The sequence below is a fragment of the Microbacterium luticellae genome, assembly GCF_050408645.1.
GTDB lineage: Bacteria > Actinomycetota > Actinomycetes > Actinomycetales > Microbacteriaceae > Microbacterium.
Genome location: NZ_JBNTKE010000001.1, coordinates 1,044,768 through 1,061,113, shown reverse-complemented (window position 1 = coordinate 1,061,113; position 16,346 = coordinate 1,044,768). Strand labels below are relative to the sequence as shown.

Below are 16,346 nucleotides of genomic sequence, written 5' to 3'. Positions count from 1 at the left end.
GCGTTAACAGCCCACCCGATTGCTGAACCCTCAGCAGCGGCACGTGACCGGGCACCAGAACGCAAAAAATACGGCCTCGCCGAACCAACATCAGGAGACTGAACGTGAAGCAACCCGTCACGCCACGAGCGGCGCACACACCTCGGCGGCTCGCCGCTCTCTCGCTCGTTACAGGAACGGCGCTCGCTCTCGGCGGCGCCATCACCACGCCCGCCTATGCGGCACCCGAAGACCCTGTGACGATCGACGTCGTCACCGTCAACGACTTCCACGGACGCATTGAAGCCGACGGCGCAGCCGCCGGAGCAGCAGTGCTCGCCGGTGCCGTACAGTCGGTGCGCGCCGAAAACCCCAACACGGTGTTTGCAGCCGCCGGAGACCTCGTCGGTGCATCGACATTCACGTCGTTCATCGCCGACGACAACCCCACGATCGACGCACTCAATGCCGCGGGCCTCGAAGTGAGCGCCACCGGCAACCACGAATTTGACCAGGGCTGGGACGACCTGCGCGACCGCATTATTCCCCGCGCCGACTGGGAATACATTTCGGCCAACGTCTTCCTCGCAGAGACCGAAGCTACCGCCGTAGCGCCCTCGTGGGTGACCGAATTCGACGGAGTCAGCATCGGGTTCATCGGCGCAGTCACAGAAGACCTGCACACACTCGTACCCACCGAAGGCATCGCCGACCTCGACATTCGCGACATCCCCGAATCAGTCAACGCCGCAGCCGACGCGCTCACCGACGGCGACCCCGCCAACGGCGAAGCCGACGTGATCATTCTGCTCGTGCACGAAGGCGCCGCAACAACCAGCGTCGACTCGATCACTCCCGAATCGCCGCTCGGACTCATCGTCAACGGAGTCAGCGACAAAGTATCGGCCATCGTCTCGGCCCACACCCACCTGGCCTACAACCACGTGATCGACGGCCGCCCCGTCGTTTCGGCAGGCCAATACGGGCAGAGCTACGGTCGCATGACCATCGAAGTCGACCCCGACACCAAAGAACTCCTCTCGATCAACAACCAGATTTTCAACCTCGCCGAAAAACAGGCCGATGGTTCGTACATCGGCCTCTACCCGGCCGACCCCGCCGTGCAGCAGATCGTTGACGACGCCGTCGCCGAAGCCGACGTGCTCGGTGCAGTAGAAGTCGGCGAAGTCACCGCTGACATCACACGGGCCGTGCAAAGCGACGGCGCAGAAAACCGTGGCGGAGAATCAACCCTCGGAAACTTTATTGCCGACATTCACCGCTGGACCACCAACGCCGACATCGGTGTTATTAACCCGGGTGGCATCCGGACCGATCTTCTCTACGGCGACGACGGCAGCATCACCTACCGCGAAGCAGCCTCAGTGCAACCCTTCGCTAACACCATGATGACCGTTGACCTCACCGGTCGCCAGGTTGTGCGCCTGCTCGAACAGCAGTGGCAGCCGAGCAACCCTTCGCGCCCGTTCCTCAAGCTGGGTGTGTCGTCGAACCTGTTCTACACCTACGACAACACTGCCCCCGCTGACGCACCGCGCATCTCGCAGGTGCTGCTCGACGGCCAGCCCATCGACCCCGAAGCGTACTACACTGTGGGCGCCAACGCCTTCCTCGCAACGGGTGGCGACAGCTTTACCGTATTCAGCGAAGGCGTGAACGCCGTCGACACCGGTTCTGTCGACCTGCAGTCGATGGTCGACTGGTTTAGCGAATTCACCACCGCGACACCGGATGAAGCACAGCGCGCGGTCGGTCTGTCAATCACGAGCCCCGGCAGCGCCGGATACCCCACCGGCAGCGACGTGACACTCGCACTGTCGTCACTCGTGTTTAGCCAGGGAGCCGACATTCCGTCGACCGTGAGCGTCTCGCTTGCAGGCGAAGAAGTTGCCGTTGGCGAGATCGACCCGGCCATCGTCGATACCTTCGACGAGAGCGGTCAGGCAGAAGTCACCTTCACTGTCCCCGAAGGCCTCGACGGAGCACAAGAGCTCACGATCACAGCCGGAGCCACCGTATTCTCGGTGCCTTTCCCCGTCGACGGTGAAGTAGCGCCCACGCCCACCATCACCCTCGACCCCGAGACCGTCGCCGCCGGTGACACCGTCACGGTCAACGGCACCGGGTTCGGGCCCTTCGACATCGTCGACCTCGACCTGCGCACCTACATCAGCAGCACGCTCGGCGGAGTAGACCTCGGCCAGGTAGAAGCCGACGGCAACGGTGCATTCACCGCCACCGTCACCATCCCCGCCGACACGGCAGCCGGCGCCTACCTGATCGGTGCCACCAGCCTCGAAGGCAACAACGAAACCACGGCGCCACTCACCGTCACCGGAAACGATGACGGCGGCGACGACAATGGCGACGGCGGCCCCGGTGACGGCGACCCCGGAGACGGCGACCTGCCTCAGACCGGTGCCGACCCGACCATGCCCCTGCTGGGCGGACTCTTCCTTCTCCTCGCCGGAGCAGGAGTACTGGCAGCACGTCGCATGCGCCGCGCCTAACCCGGCAACGCTGCTCGGCTGAGCGCTCCGGCGCAGCAGCCTAGCGAACAACGCACGGCGGCCCATCCTCACACTCGAGGGTGGGCCGCCGTTGTTGCTGCGCCGTTCTCCTCGCCTTTCCCCGCGCCGTTTCGCGCTGTTTTCTTCGCGACCGGTCGCGACATGCCGTGTGGTGTGTGGGTGGTGCGGCGTGTTGCGCCCGGTGGCGGAAGGAGGAATGGCGAGAACGTCCCGCGAACCCCGAGAACGTCCCGCGAACCCCGCGAACGCTGCGAACGGGGTGCGTGTGCTCTCAGCAGAACCTGGGTGAACGCGCCGGTAGAATAGACGTCATGCCCGAACCAAAAGTCGCCACTTTTCCGGCGATCCGCGGCGCACTGAAGTTTTATCAGATCGCATCGGTGATCACCGGTGTTATGCTGCTTCTTCTGCTGGCCGAGATGATTCTGAAGTACACGCCTATTCACCTTGAGCTTTTTGCGGGTGGTTCGGGGGGTGCGCTCTGGTTTGCGCCCGTGATTGTGGGCGAGGGTTGCCAATGGTTTTCGCTGTTCGTGCCGGGGGGCTTGGGCTGCGAAATGACGTCGGTTGGCGATGGTCTTAACCTGTCACTTCTTATTCTTATGGCGCACGGCTGGTTTTATGTCGTCTATCTTTTCGCCTGTTTTCGGGTGTGGAGTTTGATGCGTTGGCCGTTCCGCCGTTTTATCATGCTTGCTCTGGGGGGTGTGGTTCCGCTGTTGTCATTCTTTATGGAGATTCGGGTGGCACGCGAGATTCGTACATACCTTGTTGACCGGGAGCAGGCAGAAGCATTGCATCCGGATGCTGCACCCACCACCTCTACACGCACCTCTACGGAAGGTACCCGGTGACCGAAAACACTCCTGCGCCGTCGCATGACACCGAGCAGCGGCCCACGCTCGTTGTTGATTTCGGTGCCCAGTATGCCCAGTTGATTGCTCGCCGGGTGCGAGAAGCGGGTGTGTATAGCGAGATTGTGCCGCACACGGTGACGGCAGAAGAGATCGCGGCGCGTAATCCGGTGGCGGTGATTCTTTCGGGTGGGCCGTCGTCGGTGTATGCCGATGAGGCTCCGGGGATGGATCGCGCGATTTTTGACCTGGGTATTCCGATGCTGGGTATTTGCTACGGCTTCCAGGTGATGGCCAAAGCCCTCGGCGGCGAGGTTGCGAGCACGGATGCGCGCGAATATGGTGCGACGCAGGCCACGGTGAAGGGCGATGGCGGCACGCTGCTGCAGGGTCAGCCCGAGACGCAGAGCGTGTGGATGAGCCACGGTGACCAGGTTGTGCGCGCACCCGAGGGTTTTGATGTTCTGGCGTCGACAAGCCTCACGCCGGTAGCGGCATTCGCTGATGAAGAGCGGCGGCTTTACGGTGTGCAGTGGCATCCGGAAGTGAAGCATTCCGAGTATGGTCAGCTGGTTATTGAAGGCTTTTTGCACCGTGGTGCGGGGCTTGCCGCTGATTGGAACAGCGAGAGTGTGATTGTTGAGCAGATCGCGCGCATTCGTGAACAGGTGGGCGACGCGCGGGTGATTTCGGCGCTGTCGGGCGGGGTTGATTCGGCTGTGTCAACGGCGCTTGTGCACCGTGCGATTGGCGACCAGTTGACGGCTGTTTTTGTTGACCATGGGCTGCTGCGTAAGGGTGAGCGCGAACAGGTTGAGCGTGACTATGTTGCGTCGACCGGCGTGCGTCTTATTACTGTTGATGCGGCCGACACTTTTTTGCATCATCTTGCCGGGGTGACCGATCCGGAGCAGAAACGCAAGATTATTGGTCGCGAATTTATTCGCACTTTTGAGAAAGTGCAGCGCGAGCTCGTTGAAGAGTCGAAGGCAGATGGCCGCCCGATCAAGTTTTTGGTGCAGGGCACGCTGTATCCGGATGTCGTTGAATCGGGTGGTGGTGCTGGCACGGCCAACATCAAATCGCACCACAACGTGGGCGGGCTACCCGACGACCTCGATTTTGAGCTGATTGAACCCCTGAGGGCGCTCTTTAAAGACGAGGTGCGTGCGGTCGGCCGCGAACTGGGTATTCCTGAACCGATTGTTGCTCGGCAGCCCTTCCCGGGCCCCGGGCTCGGCATTCGTATTATTGGTGAGGTCACTCGTGAGCGTCTCGAGATTCTGCGTGAGGCTGATGCGATCGCTCGTGAAGAGCTCAGCAACGCCGGCCAAGACGACCATATTTGGCAGTGCCCCGTCGTGCTCCTCGCCGATGTGCGTTCGGTAGGTGTGCAGGGAGACGGCCGTACCTACGGGCATCCGATTGTGTTGCGTCCGGTATCGAGCGAGGATGCGATGACCGCGGACTGGTCGCGTCTGCCGTACGATGTGCTGGCACGCATCTCTAATCGCATCACGAATGAGGTGCGCGATATTAACCGGGTCGTGCTTGATGTGACGTCGAAGCCGCCGGCAACCATCGAGTGGGAGTAGCCTCCCGCCTGGGGCAGCACGAATCAGGCAGTCGAGGCATGAATTACGTCGCCGAGGCGCGAACCACGCAGCCGCGGCGCGAGACACACAGCTGCGGTGCCCCGTCGCGGCAGCGGCAAAGGGTAGCCGCGCGACTGGGGGACCGGCCAGGGGGAGGAAATCCCAGAACCAGTCGCACGGCTGCTTTCATCTTCGACCCCCAGCATGTGCGGTTACTGAGAACACCTATGTGCCGTCTGATAACGCACGCGCCGGTAACACGCCCGGTGAAACACACGCCCGGTGAAACACGGGCCGGGTAAAACACTTTCCGGATAGCAAACGGCGGCCGCACCCGTAAGGGGCGGCCGCCGTTTGTGGTTAAGCTGTGGCGGTTAGTCGCCGCGTGCGATCGCGATAATGCGCAGGATCTCGACGTACAGCCATACGACGGTGACCATGATGCCGAAGCCACCCAGCCAGCCGTACTTGCGCGGGGCGCCGTTGCGTACGCCCTGTTGGATGTGGTCGAAGTCGATCACGAGCGAGTAGGCGGCCATGAAGACGACGAGCACGCCGATGATCAGGCCGAGCGGGATACCCATGATCTTGGCACTGAACATTCCAAACGCCTGACCTTCGGGCAGAACGTTCGTCCACATCAGCACCAGGTTGAGCAGGGAGAAGACCAGGTAACCGATCATGGCGATCATGAATACCTTCGTCATTTTGGCCGAGGCGCGCACCTTGCCCGAGGCGAACAGTGCCAGCGTGACGCCGACGACTGCCAGGGTGGCCAGGGTGGCCTGCATGACAATGCCGGGCCACATCACTTCGAAGAATGCTGAGATACCACCGACGAAGAGCCCTTCGAAAGCGGCATAGGTGACGATGAGCGCAGGGCGAACCTTCTTGCGCGACGTGAACGTGATCACCATCGCGAGCACGAAACCACCGAGGGCACCGATGATCCACGGCATCATCGATACGGCCGGTGCAAAGGTTGGAACCTGCACGCCACCGAGGGTCCAGACCCAGCCGACGACCGCTGTGACCAGCAGCACGCCAAAAAGCGCCACCGTCTTCCAGACTGTGTCTTCGACCGTCATCCGGTCGGTTTCGATGGCACCGGCGGGCGGTGCGGTGTACATGCCCTCAAGCTGGGCATTGACCGCGGCGTTCATTGCTGCGTGGTTGACGGCAGCGGACTGTGCAGGCGGCTGTGCGGTGGCCTGCGGCGAACCCGGATAGGTAGCGACGTTGCGCGGGTCGGCAGGCTGAAACGCTGGGTTGTTAAACGCGAAGTTGCTCATGTGTGGCCTCACTCGAAGGGTGTGTGGTCATCGCTATAGATAACGATAGTCGGGCGCGCCTGTGTGTGCGCTGTTCTACGCTGAAAGCGTGACGAAAAGACCGCCCCTTGTTATCGGACACCGTGGTGCGCCCGGATATCGTCCGGAACACAGTCGATCATCGTACGAACTGGCGTTTGAAATGGGGGTTGATGCGGTCGAACCCGATGTGGTCGCCACGGCCGATGGGGTGCTTGTTGTTCGCCACGAGAACGAAATTTCGACCACCACCGATATCGCCGAGCGCCCCGAGTTTGCCGACCGCAAAACAACCCGCACTATTGACGGGCAGAAGCTGACCGGCTGGTTTACCGAAGATTTTACGTGGAACGAGCTTTCTACACTGCGCTGCCGTGAGAGGCTCCCGCAATTGCGGCCGTCAAGTGCAAGTTTCAATGACATGCAGCCGATGATGCGGTTCACCGATCTGCTCGACGCTGTGCGTGAGGCATCGCTTGTACGAGGGCGCGAGATTGGCGTGGTTCTCGAGGTTAAGCACGCCCACTATTTTTCGAGCATCGGTCTCGATCTCGCACCGCTCGTCGAGCGCGATCTGCGCGAACGGGGCTGGGCTGATGGCGAGTGGCCGTTGACGATCGAATCGTTCGAAGGCACAGTTTTGGGTGATGTGCGGCAGCGCGGCATCCGGGCTCTGTATGTTTACTTGCTCGAATCGAAAGGTAAACCTGCCGATTTGGTTGCTGCTGTGGGGGTGCACGCACCCACCTATGCACGCCAGCTCACTCCCGCGGGGCTCGACGAACTCGCCGGACAATTTGATGGCATTAGTGTGTCGAAGTCGCTGCTGGTTGATCGCAACGGCACAGAACTGGTGACGGCCGCGCATGCCCGCGACTTGCGTGTTTTTACGTGGACGTGCCGACCCGAAAATGCGTTTCTTGCCCCAAAAAACAGGGGGCCAGGTGGGCGTGCTGCCTTTGGTGACTGGCAGGCGGAGTGGCGTCATATTGCGCGTACGGGCGTTGACGGCGTGTTTGTTGATCATCCCGACCTGGGGGTCGACCTGTTTCGTGAGCGCCTTCGCGTTCATTCGCCGCGCGCAATAGGCTAAAAAGATGGACGGCATAATCGTCGAAGGCGTCAAACGGTCATTCGGTAGCGTGCACGCCGTGCGCGACGCCACTTTTCACGCTCATGCGGGCAAGATAACGGGTCTTGTGGGGCCCAATGGTGCCGGTAAAACGACACTGCTGCTCATGTTGGCGTCGCTGTTAGCCCCGGATGCTGGCACTATTCGGCTTGCCGGTGTCGACCCGGTTGCCGACCCGGCCTCTGCCCGCCGGATGCTGGGTTGGATGCCCGATTCGCTGGGTGCGTGGCCGTCGTTGACAGCCCACGAAAGCGTTGAAGTGGCCGCGCGGCTCTACGGAATGACAGCGAGCCAGGCTTCGCAGCGGGCTGATCAGCTTTTAGCGCAGGTGGGTTTGCACGAGTTGGCGGCAACACCGGCGAGGGTGCTTTCGCGGGGTCAAAAGCAGAAGCTCGGCCTTGCGCGTGCGCTTGTTCACGACCCGCGCGTGCTTCTGCTCGACGAGCCAGCATCCGGTCTCGACCCTCGCGCCCGCATTGAGCTGCGCGAGTTGCTGCGCGATCTTGCCGCCCGCGGTTGTACCGTATTGCTCTCGAGCCACGTGCTGTCAGAGCTTGATGAGATGGCTGATGACGCCGTTTTTCTTGTTGACGGTGCGGTAGTGACCTCCGACACCAGCCGTGTGCGGCATCGGTACCGCATCCGGATGCTGGCCGATCCAGCCGTGCCGCACAGCCGAAATCAACCCGGTAGCCCCCACGATGTCGCAGAGGTTGCGCGCGTGCTGGGCCAACCCGCAGCAGCAGGCCAGAGCGGTTCGGTCACTGTTGATTTTGCCGACGACCATGAGGCTGCCGTAGCCCTTCGCACACTCGTGCAGGCGGGGGTTGCCGTCACAGAATTTAGCCCGGCAGGAAACCGACTCGAAGACACGTTTATGGCGCTACAGAGCAGCGCGAGCCCGCGACAAGAGTCCGGCGATCAGCCCGGCCAGCAGCTCGGCCAGCATGTGGCCGCCACCGATGAAGAGGTACAGAAGTGAACCTGAAACGCATCGGCGTTATCACCCGCCTCGAACTCACCCAGCGGCTGCGTAGCCCCGGCTGGTATGTGCTTCTGGGCATATTTTTAGCCGTACTGCTAGGCGTCACCGTACTGGCGTTTATGGGATATTCGTACACCAGCACAGATGTTGGCGTGGGCGTGTATGCCGTGATCGTCAACATTGTGCTGCTGTTGGTGGTGTTGGTGTCGCCCACACTGTCGGGCACGAGTATTAATGGTGATCGAGAAGCAGCAACACTCGCGCCGGTACAGGTGACGCTGGCCACCACGGGCGACATTATGCTGGGCAAACTTTTTGCCGCAGTAATTACCGGGCTCGCTTTTGTTGTTGTTGCCGTGCCGTTTTTGGTCGTGTCGATCGTGGGTGGGGCCCGCGCGCCACTGACCCTGTTGGTGTCGCTGGCAATACTGATCCTTGAAATCGTTGTTGTCGCGGCGATCGGTGTGGGGCTGAGTGGGCTCATCGCCCGGCCGCTGTTTTCTGTGGCGGCAACCTATCTGGTGATCGCAGCGCTCGTGATTGGTACACCCATCGCCTTCATGCTGGCAGGCACCGCGATTCGCACCGATGTGACCAGTCACAGTCGGCCCTACGATGCCAACGGTGAGCCGGTCTGCGACCGGTGGGATTCACACACATACGAAACCATGCGAGGAGACCTCGTGTGGGGCGTGCTGGCAGCAAACCCGTTCGTGGTGCTCGCCGATGCCACGCCCGTCACCTTCGATGACAACGGTTGGCCGGTCGATATTTTCGGGTCGATGAAGTTCGGTGTACGGCAGTTGCAGCAGGCGCCGCAAGATACGTGGTGGGACGACTGCGCGGTGGAGAACAGCGTCGACGACGTGCGCCCGCAAGAAGTCATCGAATCGACGACACCGCTGTGGGCGGTCGGCCTAGGAATCCACGTCGTGTTAGCCGGGTCGCTCTTTGCCGGAGCGTGGCGGCGCACGCGCACGCCGGCACACCGGATGCCGCCCGGCACGCGAATCTCATAGCGCAGCGGCGTGCGCGGCGCAGTGGCATCCGGGGAGTGTAAAGAGGCGTGTTTCCGCGGCGTGTATCGGGGTGAGCGAGACGGTCTGGCCCGCAGTGTCGGTAGTCGCGCCTAGACTCGAAGTGCCATGACCGACGCGCCTCTTATTGTTCCTCCCTCGGGCTCTGCTCGCTCGAGCTCCACCCACCCCGCCGACCCATTTACCGCCAACTCTGCCGGGCCCGGCTCCGACGACAGCGCCTTGCTCGAGGGGCTTAATCCGCAGCAGCGCGAGGCTGTGCTGTGGCGCGGATCAGCCCTGCTTATTGTTGCGGGCGCTGGGTCAGGAAAAACCAGTGTGCTCACGCGACGTATCGCCCTGCTGCTGCAGCGCCGAGAGGCATGGCCGAGCCAAATACTCGCGATCACATTCACCAATAAAGCCGCCGGCGAAATGCGTGAGCGCGTCGAGGCCATTGTCGGCGACGCCGCGAAGGGCATGTGGATTTCGACGTTCCACTCGGCGTGCGTGCGTATTCTGCGCCGCGAAGCGAAACAGTTCGGCTTCACACCCACTTTTACTATTTACGACTCGGGTGACTCACGGGCACTGCTCAAAAGGCTTGTCAAAGAGCACCAGGCCGATGCCTACGGGCTCACCCCGGCCGGTGTGCAGTCACGCATCTCTAAAGTGAAAAATGAGCTGCACGATGCCGAATCGTACGCGCGCGATGCAGCCATGAACGACCCGGCCGAGCGCAAGTTTGTTGAAGTCTTTGCCGACTATCAGCGGCAGCTACGCAAAGCCAACGCCTTCGACTTCGATGACCTCATCGCACAGACGGTATTCCTGTTTCGGGCATTCCCGCACGTGGCCGACACCTATCGCCAGCGCTTTCGCCACATTCTGGTCGATGAGTACCAAGACACCAACCATGCACAGTATGCACTCATTCATGAACTGACCCGGCCCGTCTCGGGCACCGCCTCCGACCCGCTCGGTGAGCACGACGGGATGATGATTTTCGATGCGCCCGCCGAACAGCGGGCCGACGGCGCATCGCTGACCGTCGTGGGCGACTCCGACCAGTCGATCTATGCGTTCCGTGGCGCTGATATTCGCAACATCAGTGAGTTTGAGCGTGATTTTCCGGGCGCACAGGTCATTCTGCTCGAACAGAACTACCGCTCAACACAAAACATTCTGACCGCTGCCAATGCGGTCATCGGCAACAACTTCGACCGCAAAGAAAAGAAACTGTGGAGCGACCGCGGCGACGGCGAGCTTCTCATCGGCTTTACCGGCTACTCGCAGCACGACGAGGCACAGTTCATTGCCGACGAAATTGAACAACTGCGCGACTCGGGTGTTCCCTACGCCGAAATGGCCGTGTTTTACCGCACCAACTCACAGTCGCGTGCCCTCGAAGAAATTTTCATCCGATCGGCTGTGCCCTACCGCATCATGGGCGGCACCAAGTTCTATGAGCGCGCAGAGATTAAAGACGCCCTCGCCTACCTCATCGCGGTCGCCAACCCGGCTGACGATATGGCCGTGCGCCGCATTCTCAACCGACCTCGTCGCGGCATCGGTAACGTCACCGAGACATCCATCGCACAGTTCGCCGAACGTGAAGGCATGTCATTCCGGGAGGCCCTGGCGCACCCGAGCCAGTTGGGTGTCGGGCCGAAGATACAAGCGGCAATCAGCAAACTCGACGCCGTGCTCAACGAGGCATCCGAAATTCTCTTGCCATCATCAGGAGAAGTACCGCCACCGACCTCTGTTGCGCAGGGGCTCGAAGTTCTTCTCGACCACAGCGGCTATTTTGAGTCGCTGCGCGTCAGCCGCGACCCACAAGACGAAGCACGGCTAGAAAACCTCGACGAATTGATCGCTGTCACACGAGAATTTGCTCGCAACAACCCCAGCGGAACAATCGTCGATTTTCTTACCGATGTGGCCCTCGTCTCTGACGCCGATGACCTCGACGACGAAAGCGGATCCGTGTCGCTCATGACACTGCACACCGCCAAGGGGCTCGAATACGATGCCGTGTTTCTTACCGGCGTCGAAGAAGACCTCCTCCCGCACCGCATTTCGGCGGGAGAACCCGGCGGCCCACAAGAAGAACGCCGCCTCTTCTATGTCGGTATCACCCGCGCCCGCAAACGATTGCACCTCTCGCTGGCGATGACCCGCGCGCAGTTCGGCGAAATATCGGTCACCGTGCCCAGCCGTTTCTTGCAAGAGATACCCGCCGAGCTGATCGACTGGCGACAGACCCCGGATGCCGTGCGCCAAGTATCAGGCTCACGCAGCGGCGGCCGTGCAGGCTGGGGTGGCAGTGCTCAACGTTTTGGCACACCGCCATCGCTGCCACGCAAAGAACAACTCGCGCCGCTGGCAACCAACGCCGATAAATTCCCCAACCGAGTCACCGCAAAAATGCGCGACAACGGCGACCTAGAACTGGCATCCGGCGACCGCATCCGCCACGACGACTTTGGTGAGGGCCGCGTAGAAGCAGTGACAGGCGAGGGCGCGAAGCGCATTGCACACGTAAAATTTGATGCCGGCAGCCTGAAAAAGCTTCTCATCAAGGTCGCGCCCATTACAAAAATCTGAACGTATTCATGGCCCATCTTTCGGTGAAAAACGATGCGGCCACGCGGACACCGTTAGGCTGGCACAATGGCCCTTTTCTCTCGCCGCAAGAAAAATGCGACCACACCCACCCCCGATGACGCCACAGCCGCACCGGTAACACCGCAGACCGAAGAGCCGGATGCCGCGCCCGCAGCGCACAACACCGGTGCTGGTGCTGGTGCTGTTGCTGGTGCTGGTGATGCTGGTCCCGGCGCGGGTGCTGATGGTGCTGCAGGTGCGGGGGAGACCCCGGCTGCTGAGCCACTGCCCGAAGGTTTCGGTATTTCGGTGGAGGCATACCGTGGGGTTGGCGCGCCTTCGGCTCCTGCCCGCCCGCAGGTAGCACCCGAGACGCGGCTGGGCGCTGAAAATGTGGGCCCACGTATTTCTTCGACCAAGCGTGAACTGCCTCTGGCTCCCCACGACCCGCCCGCACAGACCGAGACGGTCGAGGGCATGAAAGATAATGTTCTGCTGCGCGAGGCGCTGGCACAGTTGACGGCGGAACCCACGAACGAACAGCTCTTGGGCGTGCTGCGCCAGGCGCTGCAGGGTCACCTGTATTTGCGGGTGCACGGCGATGCCCGCGAACAGCTGAGTTCTGGTGAACCACTGTCGATCGGTGTGCTGCGTGAGGGTGAACGCACGTTTATTTTGGCGTACAGTTCGGCCGGTTCGCTGCGCGAATCAGTGCAGCGCGAATCGAATCCCGAACAAACTTCGGCGATGGCTCAACCCGCACAGGGTGTGTTTCGCCAGGTGCTTGATAGTGACTTCAGCGGAGTTATTCTCGACGCAGCCTCAGCACCACGCCGAGCAGTTTTTCCTCGCGAAGTACTCGAACGCGCGATGGAACAGGCCGACCCGGAGTTCCGCCTCAAAGCACTTCTGGCACAACCTCGCGAAGCCGACAGTATCGCCAAGGCCGTAGAAATCATCGGCGACTCGCGCCTGTGGGTTGCTGTGAGCGATGCACAAAGCGAAGGCCAATTCGGGATCGCCGAAGCACAGATGGCCGACGGCTCACGCTACCTGCAACTGTTCACCCACCCGCTCGAGATCGTCGCGATGGGCAGGCAAGAACGCCCCATGCCCTTCACCGCCGACATGATCGGGCGAGTCATGGGCAGCCACGACTCGCTCTCGGGAGTGATCGTCGACACAGCCGGACCCACCATGATCATTCCGCGGGATGCGCTACAAACACTCATCGACAGTGCAGCGGCCGCGGCAGAAGCATCCGGAACCGAAAACCCGGGCGCCGCCGACGAAACCGTGTGACCCGGCACAACCGGGTGGCGGGGCGGCGGGCTGTGTGGCCGGGCCCAACCCGAGCTCTAGGGCAGTTGTGACCGGGCACAACCGAGCGCGGCACTGCGTGGCAGAACCCCGGGGCAGTTGTGACCGGTCTCGGGACTGTGTGACCTAGCCCGAGGCAGGCGTGGCCGGTCCGAATCGGTGGCTAGGGCGCGTGTGACCGGTCTCGGGACTGTGTGACCTGGCCCGAGCCGGTTGTGACCGGACACAGAACTTGTGTGACCGGACACAACCGGCTCGGCTGGGTCGCTCCCAAACAGCATTTGACCGAGAAAAGGAAAATTGCCGAAAGGCGCATGATTGTGCGGAAATCGTGCTGTTTTCGGCAATTTTCCTGTTTTCGGCAACGGTATGCCGGGATGGGTGGTGCCGGGGCAAGGCAGTGCCGAGTCAGGTGGTGCCGGGCCGGGTGTGCTGGGTGAGGCAGCCCAGCGAGGCAATGCCGAGTCAGGGAGTGTCGGGGCCGGCCGGGGGTTCGGGCGCGGCGGCAATCACCTGAGCAAGAGCCCCCAGCATGTGGGTGAGTTGCCGGATGTCACTCAGCGACCAATCATCGAGAGCACGAATCATGCGCTCGGCATCGACCTCGCGAGAGTGCTTGATGCGCCGGACACCCTCATCGGTGGTTGTGAGAAGAAAAGAGCGGCGATCATGAGGATCGGGTTCACGCTGCACCAGGCCATGGTTCTCGAGTTCTCGAATAGCACGGCTTACCTGTGACCGGTCAGACAGCGTGCGTTCGGCAAGGTCAGACGGAGTCACCGGCGCGCGCCACGTGATCATTCCCAAAAGTTTGTACGCCCCAGGCGAGAGCCCCGGTGCCACACGTTCGGCCCCATCAAGATAAAGACGACGCACGCGAGAGAAAAGTTCACCAAACTCCGCCTCTAAAGCACCCACGGCTTCGGCACGTTCGGAGTCAGAAATTCGCGACGACATCGCCGACCGAGCGGCACGAGGCTCATCTCGGTGGTCACTATCGCTACCCTCGACATGGCTCGGCGACGCACCGTTGTCGGCTGCATTGCCGCTTGTTGCGTTGCGGTGTGCGGGCTCAGTCATTATCGGCCTCTGGAGAGCGCGGCGCGGGGTGTCGGGGCACGCGCGATGCAGATTGCGGTGCAGAGCGCGGTGTAGGTTGCGGCGCGGGCCGCGAAGCATCCGGATGCTGGCGACGATCCGCCACGCCGGCGTCACTAACCCCAGCGCCACCCGCGCCTGCGTCACTAACCCCAGCGCTACCCACCCCAGCACCGGCGTCGTCGACGACGGTCACGGGGCCGGTTGCCATGATGGCATCCATTCCTTCTTGTGAGGCGACGGTGGCAAGGTCTGCTTCGCCTGCCTGCAGTCGTTCCTGCGTGGTCATGCGGGTGAGTGGCACGTTGGGGAGGAACAGTATTGCTACCAGGCTTATGACCGCGAGTGGTACGCCGATGAGGAAGGCGGAGGAGATTCCTTGGGCGTAAATGTCTTCGACGATGGTGCGGATGGGTTCGGGTAGCGAGAAGACTTCGGGCAGTGTTCCCGACATGAGTTGTTCGCCGAGCTGCTGGCCTTTTTCGCCGAGGGTTGCGAGGGCGGCGGCGACTTCGTTGCGTTTGGTGAGAAAAAGGTCGGTGACGGTGCCTGCGAGCACGGCACCCATGACGGAGACGCCGACGGTTCCGCCCAGGCTGCGGAAGAAGGTGACGCCGGCGCTTGCCGCACCGATGTCTTCGGGGCGGGTGGTGTTTTGTACGATGAGCACCAGGTTTTGCATCGTCATACCTACGCCTGAGCCGAGCATGAGCATGTAGAGCGAGACGAGCACAAAGTTGGTGTCGTATTCGAGGGTCGACAGCATGACTGATCCGGCAATGAGCAGAATCGAACCGGTAAGAAGAAAACCTTTCCAGCGGCCAAATTTGCTGATGAGTGCTCCGACGGTGATCGACGAGATGAGTAGGCCACCGATCATCGGTAGCGTCATGAGCCCGGCCTGGGTGGGGGTGGCTCCGCGAGCCATCTGCATGTATTGGCTGAGAAAAACGGATGTGCCAAACATGGCAATACCGATGGAGATGGAGGCGATGACCGACAGGGTGAAGGTGCGGTCGCGGAACATGCGCAGCGGCACGAGGGGTTCGGGCACCCGCAGTTCGACGATCACGAATGCGACGGCGGCAAGCACTGCGATACCGAGCATGACGACGGTTTGCACGCTCCACCAGTCGAATGATGTGCCTGCGCTGGTAGTCCAGATAAGCAACAGTGCGGTTGAGGTGGCAAGAAGCACAGCGCCCGCGTAGTCGATGCGTACGACATCGCGGGTGCGCGGCGGTGCCTTGAGTGTCAGTTGCAAGATGATGATGGCGGCGACTGCGAAGGGCAGGGCTACGTAGAAGTTCCAACGCCACGTGAAGGTGTCGGTGATGAAACCGCCCAGAAGTGGTCCGCCGACTGTGGCAACAGCCATGACGGCACCGAAGAGTCCCATGTATTTGCCGCGCTCGCGGGGGCTAATAATGTCGGCCATGATGATCTGGCTGAGTGCGGCGAGACCACCGGCACCGATGCCCTGTACGGCACGGCAGGCGATGAGCATTTCGGATGTCTGTGAAAAGCCGGCTACTGCTGTCGCACCAACAAAGATGACCAGGGCGAGTTGGATGAGCAGTTTGCGGTTAAAGAGGTCGGCGAGTTTTCCCCATACCGGTGTTGCGATTGCTGTTGTGAGTAGCGTTGCGGTCACCACCCAGGTGAACGCGTTTTGGTCGCCGTTGAGGTCGTGCACGATGACCGGTAGTGAGGTGGAAACCACGGTGCCGGCCAGCATGGAAACGAACATTCCCAGCAGAAGCCCGGAGAGGGCTTCGAGTACTTGGCGGCGTGACATGGTGGGCGTCGAAGAAGACGAAGACATGAAACTCCCGATAATTGATCAACGTCAACTATAGGGTGATGATTGACGAACGTCAACTATGTCGAGATGC

General features: G+C 61.5%; 11 protein-coding genes. 8 read left to right on the top strand and 3 right to left on the bottom strand.

Annotated elements, in window-relative coordinates; translation table 11 throughout:
• Window positions 1-104 precede the first annotated feature (104 nt).
• The 3 genes from ACQUSW_RS05195 to guaA all read left to right on the top strand — a co-directional run bounded on the left by ACQUSW_RS05195 (window position 105) and on the right by guaA (window position 4,980).
• The gene (locus ACQUSW_RS05195; RefSeq protein WP_428931173.1) at window positions 105-2,510 is read left to right on the top strand and encodes a 5'-nucleotidase C-terminal domain-containing protein; all 2,406 of its coding nucleotides are present in this window, start codon (window positions 105-107) and stop codon (window positions 2,508-2,510) included.
• Window positions 2,511-2,842: 332 nt separating this feature from the next.
• Entirely contained in the window at window positions 2,843-3,385 is a 543-nt protein-coding gene (locus ACQUSW_RS05190) for a DUF3817 domain-containing protein (protein ID WP_428931172.1), read from the top strand.
• The gene (gene guaA, locus ACQUSW_RS05185) at window positions 3,382-4,980 is read left to right on the top strand and encodes a glutamine-hydrolyzing GMP synthase (RefSeq protein ID WP_428931171.1); all 1,599 of its coding nucleotides are present in this window, start codon (window positions 3,382-3,384) and stop codon (window positions 4,978-4,980) included. The genes ACQUSW_RS05190 and guaA overlap by 4 nt, the downstream gene beginning before the upstream one ends.
• A gap of 374 nt (window positions 4,981-5,354) precedes the next feature.
• Here the strand turns inward: guaA and ACQUSW_RS05180 are convergent, their stop codons facing one another.
• Window positions 5,355-6,272: a Bax inhibitor-1/YccA family protein gene (locus ACQUSW_RS05180; RefSeq protein WP_428931170.1), complete on the bottom strand. Its 918-nt coding sequence runs from the start codon at window positions 6,270-6,272 to the stop codon at window positions 5,355-5,357.
• An 88-nt stretch (window positions 6,273-6,360) separates the two neighbouring features.
• On the opposite strand from ACQUSW_RS05180, the gene ACQUSW_RS05175 reads away from it, so the two are divergent.
• The 5 genes from ACQUSW_RS05175 to ACQUSW_RS05155 all read left to right on the top strand — a co-directional run bounded on the left by ACQUSW_RS05175 (window position 6,361) and on the right by ACQUSW_RS05155 (window position 13,335).
• Window positions 6,361-7,383, top strand: coding sequence for a glycerophosphodiester phosphodiesterase family protein (locus ACQUSW_RS05175; RefSeq protein WP_428931169.1), 1,023 nt, complete (start codon window positions 6,361-6,363; stop codon window positions 7,381-7,383).
• Between the two features lie 4 nt (window positions 7,384-7,387).
• Window positions 7,388-8,404: an ABC transporter ATP-binding protein gene (locus ACQUSW_RS05170; protein WP_428931168.1), complete on the top strand. Its 1,017-nt coding sequence runs from the start codon at window positions 7,388-7,390 to the stop codon at window positions 8,402-8,404.
• Entirely contained in the window at window positions 8,401-9,426 is a 1,026-nt protein-coding gene (locus tag ACQUSW_RS05165) for an ABC transporter permease (protein WP_428931167.1), read from the top strand. The genes ACQUSW_RS05170 and ACQUSW_RS05165 overlap by 4 nt, the downstream gene beginning before the upstream one ends.
• A gap of 126 nt (window positions 9,427-9,552) precedes the next feature.
• Window positions 9,553-12,033: an ATP-dependent helicase gene (locus tag ACQUSW_RS05160; RefSeq protein ID WP_428931166.1), complete on the top strand. Its 2,481-nt coding sequence runs from the start codon at window positions 9,553-9,555 to the stop codon at window positions 12,031-12,033.
• A 66-nt stretch (window positions 12,034-12,099) separates the two neighbouring features.
• Window positions 12,100-13,335 carry an SseB family protein gene (locus ACQUSW_RS05155; protein WP_428931165.1) on the top strand — a complete coding sequence of 412 codons (1,236 nt, stop codon included), beginning with the start codon at window positions 12,100-12,102 and terminating at the stop codon, window positions 13,333-13,335.
• Between the two features lie 483 nt (window positions 13,336-13,818).
• On the opposite strand, the gene ACQUSW_RS05150 is transcribed toward ACQUSW_RS05155, so the two are convergent.
• Both ACQUSW_RS05150 and ACQUSW_RS05145 read right to left on the bottom strand, forming a co-directional pair.
• Window positions 13,819-14,433, bottom strand: coding sequence for a MarR family winged helix-turn-helix transcriptional regulator (locus ACQUSW_RS05150; protein WP_428931164.1), 615 nt, complete (start codon window positions 14,431-14,433; stop codon window positions 13,819-13,821).
• Window positions 14,426-16,276, bottom strand: a complete 1,851-nt coding sequence (locus tag ACQUSW_RS05145; RefSeq protein ID WP_428931163.1) for an MDR family MFS transporter — start codon at window positions 16,274-16,276, stop codon at window positions 14,426-14,428. The genes ACQUSW_RS05150 and ACQUSW_RS05145 overlap by 8 nt, the downstream gene beginning before the upstream one ends.
• Window positions 16,277-16,346: the final 70 nt, after the last annotated feature.

Excerpts from the sequence above, each read along its gene's own strand:
- ACQUSW_RS05170 (WP_428931168.1), top strand. The coding sequence starts at position 7,388 with ATGGACGGCATAATCGTCGAAGGCGTCAAACGGTCATTCGGTAGCGTG.
- ACQUSW_RS05190 (WP_428931172.1), top strand. The coding sequence starts at position 2,843 with ATGCCCGAACCAAAAGTCGCCACTTTTCCGGCGATCCGCGGCGCACTG.
- ACQUSW_RS05155 (WP_428931165.1), top strand. The coding sequence starts at position 12,100 with ATGGCCCTTTTCTCTCGCCGCAAGAAAAATGCGACCACACCCACCCCC.
- ACQUSW_RS05150 (WP_428931164.1), bottom strand. The coding sequence starts at position 14,433 with ATGACTGAGCCCGCACACCGCAACGCAACAAGCGGCAATGCAGCCGAC.
- ACQUSW_RS05180 (WP_428931170.1), bottom strand. The coding sequence starts at position 6,272 with ATGAGCAACTTCGCGTTTAACAACCCAGCGTTTCAGCCTGCCGACCCG.
- ACQUSW_RS05145 (WP_428931163.1), bottom strand. The coding sequence starts at position 16,276 with ATGTCTTCGTCTTCTTCGACGCCCACCATGTCACGCCGCCAAGTACTC.
- ACQUSW_RS05160 (WP_428931166.1), top strand. The coding sequence starts at position 9,553 with ATGACCGACGCGCCTCTTATTGTTCCTCCCTCGGGCTCTGCTCGCTCG.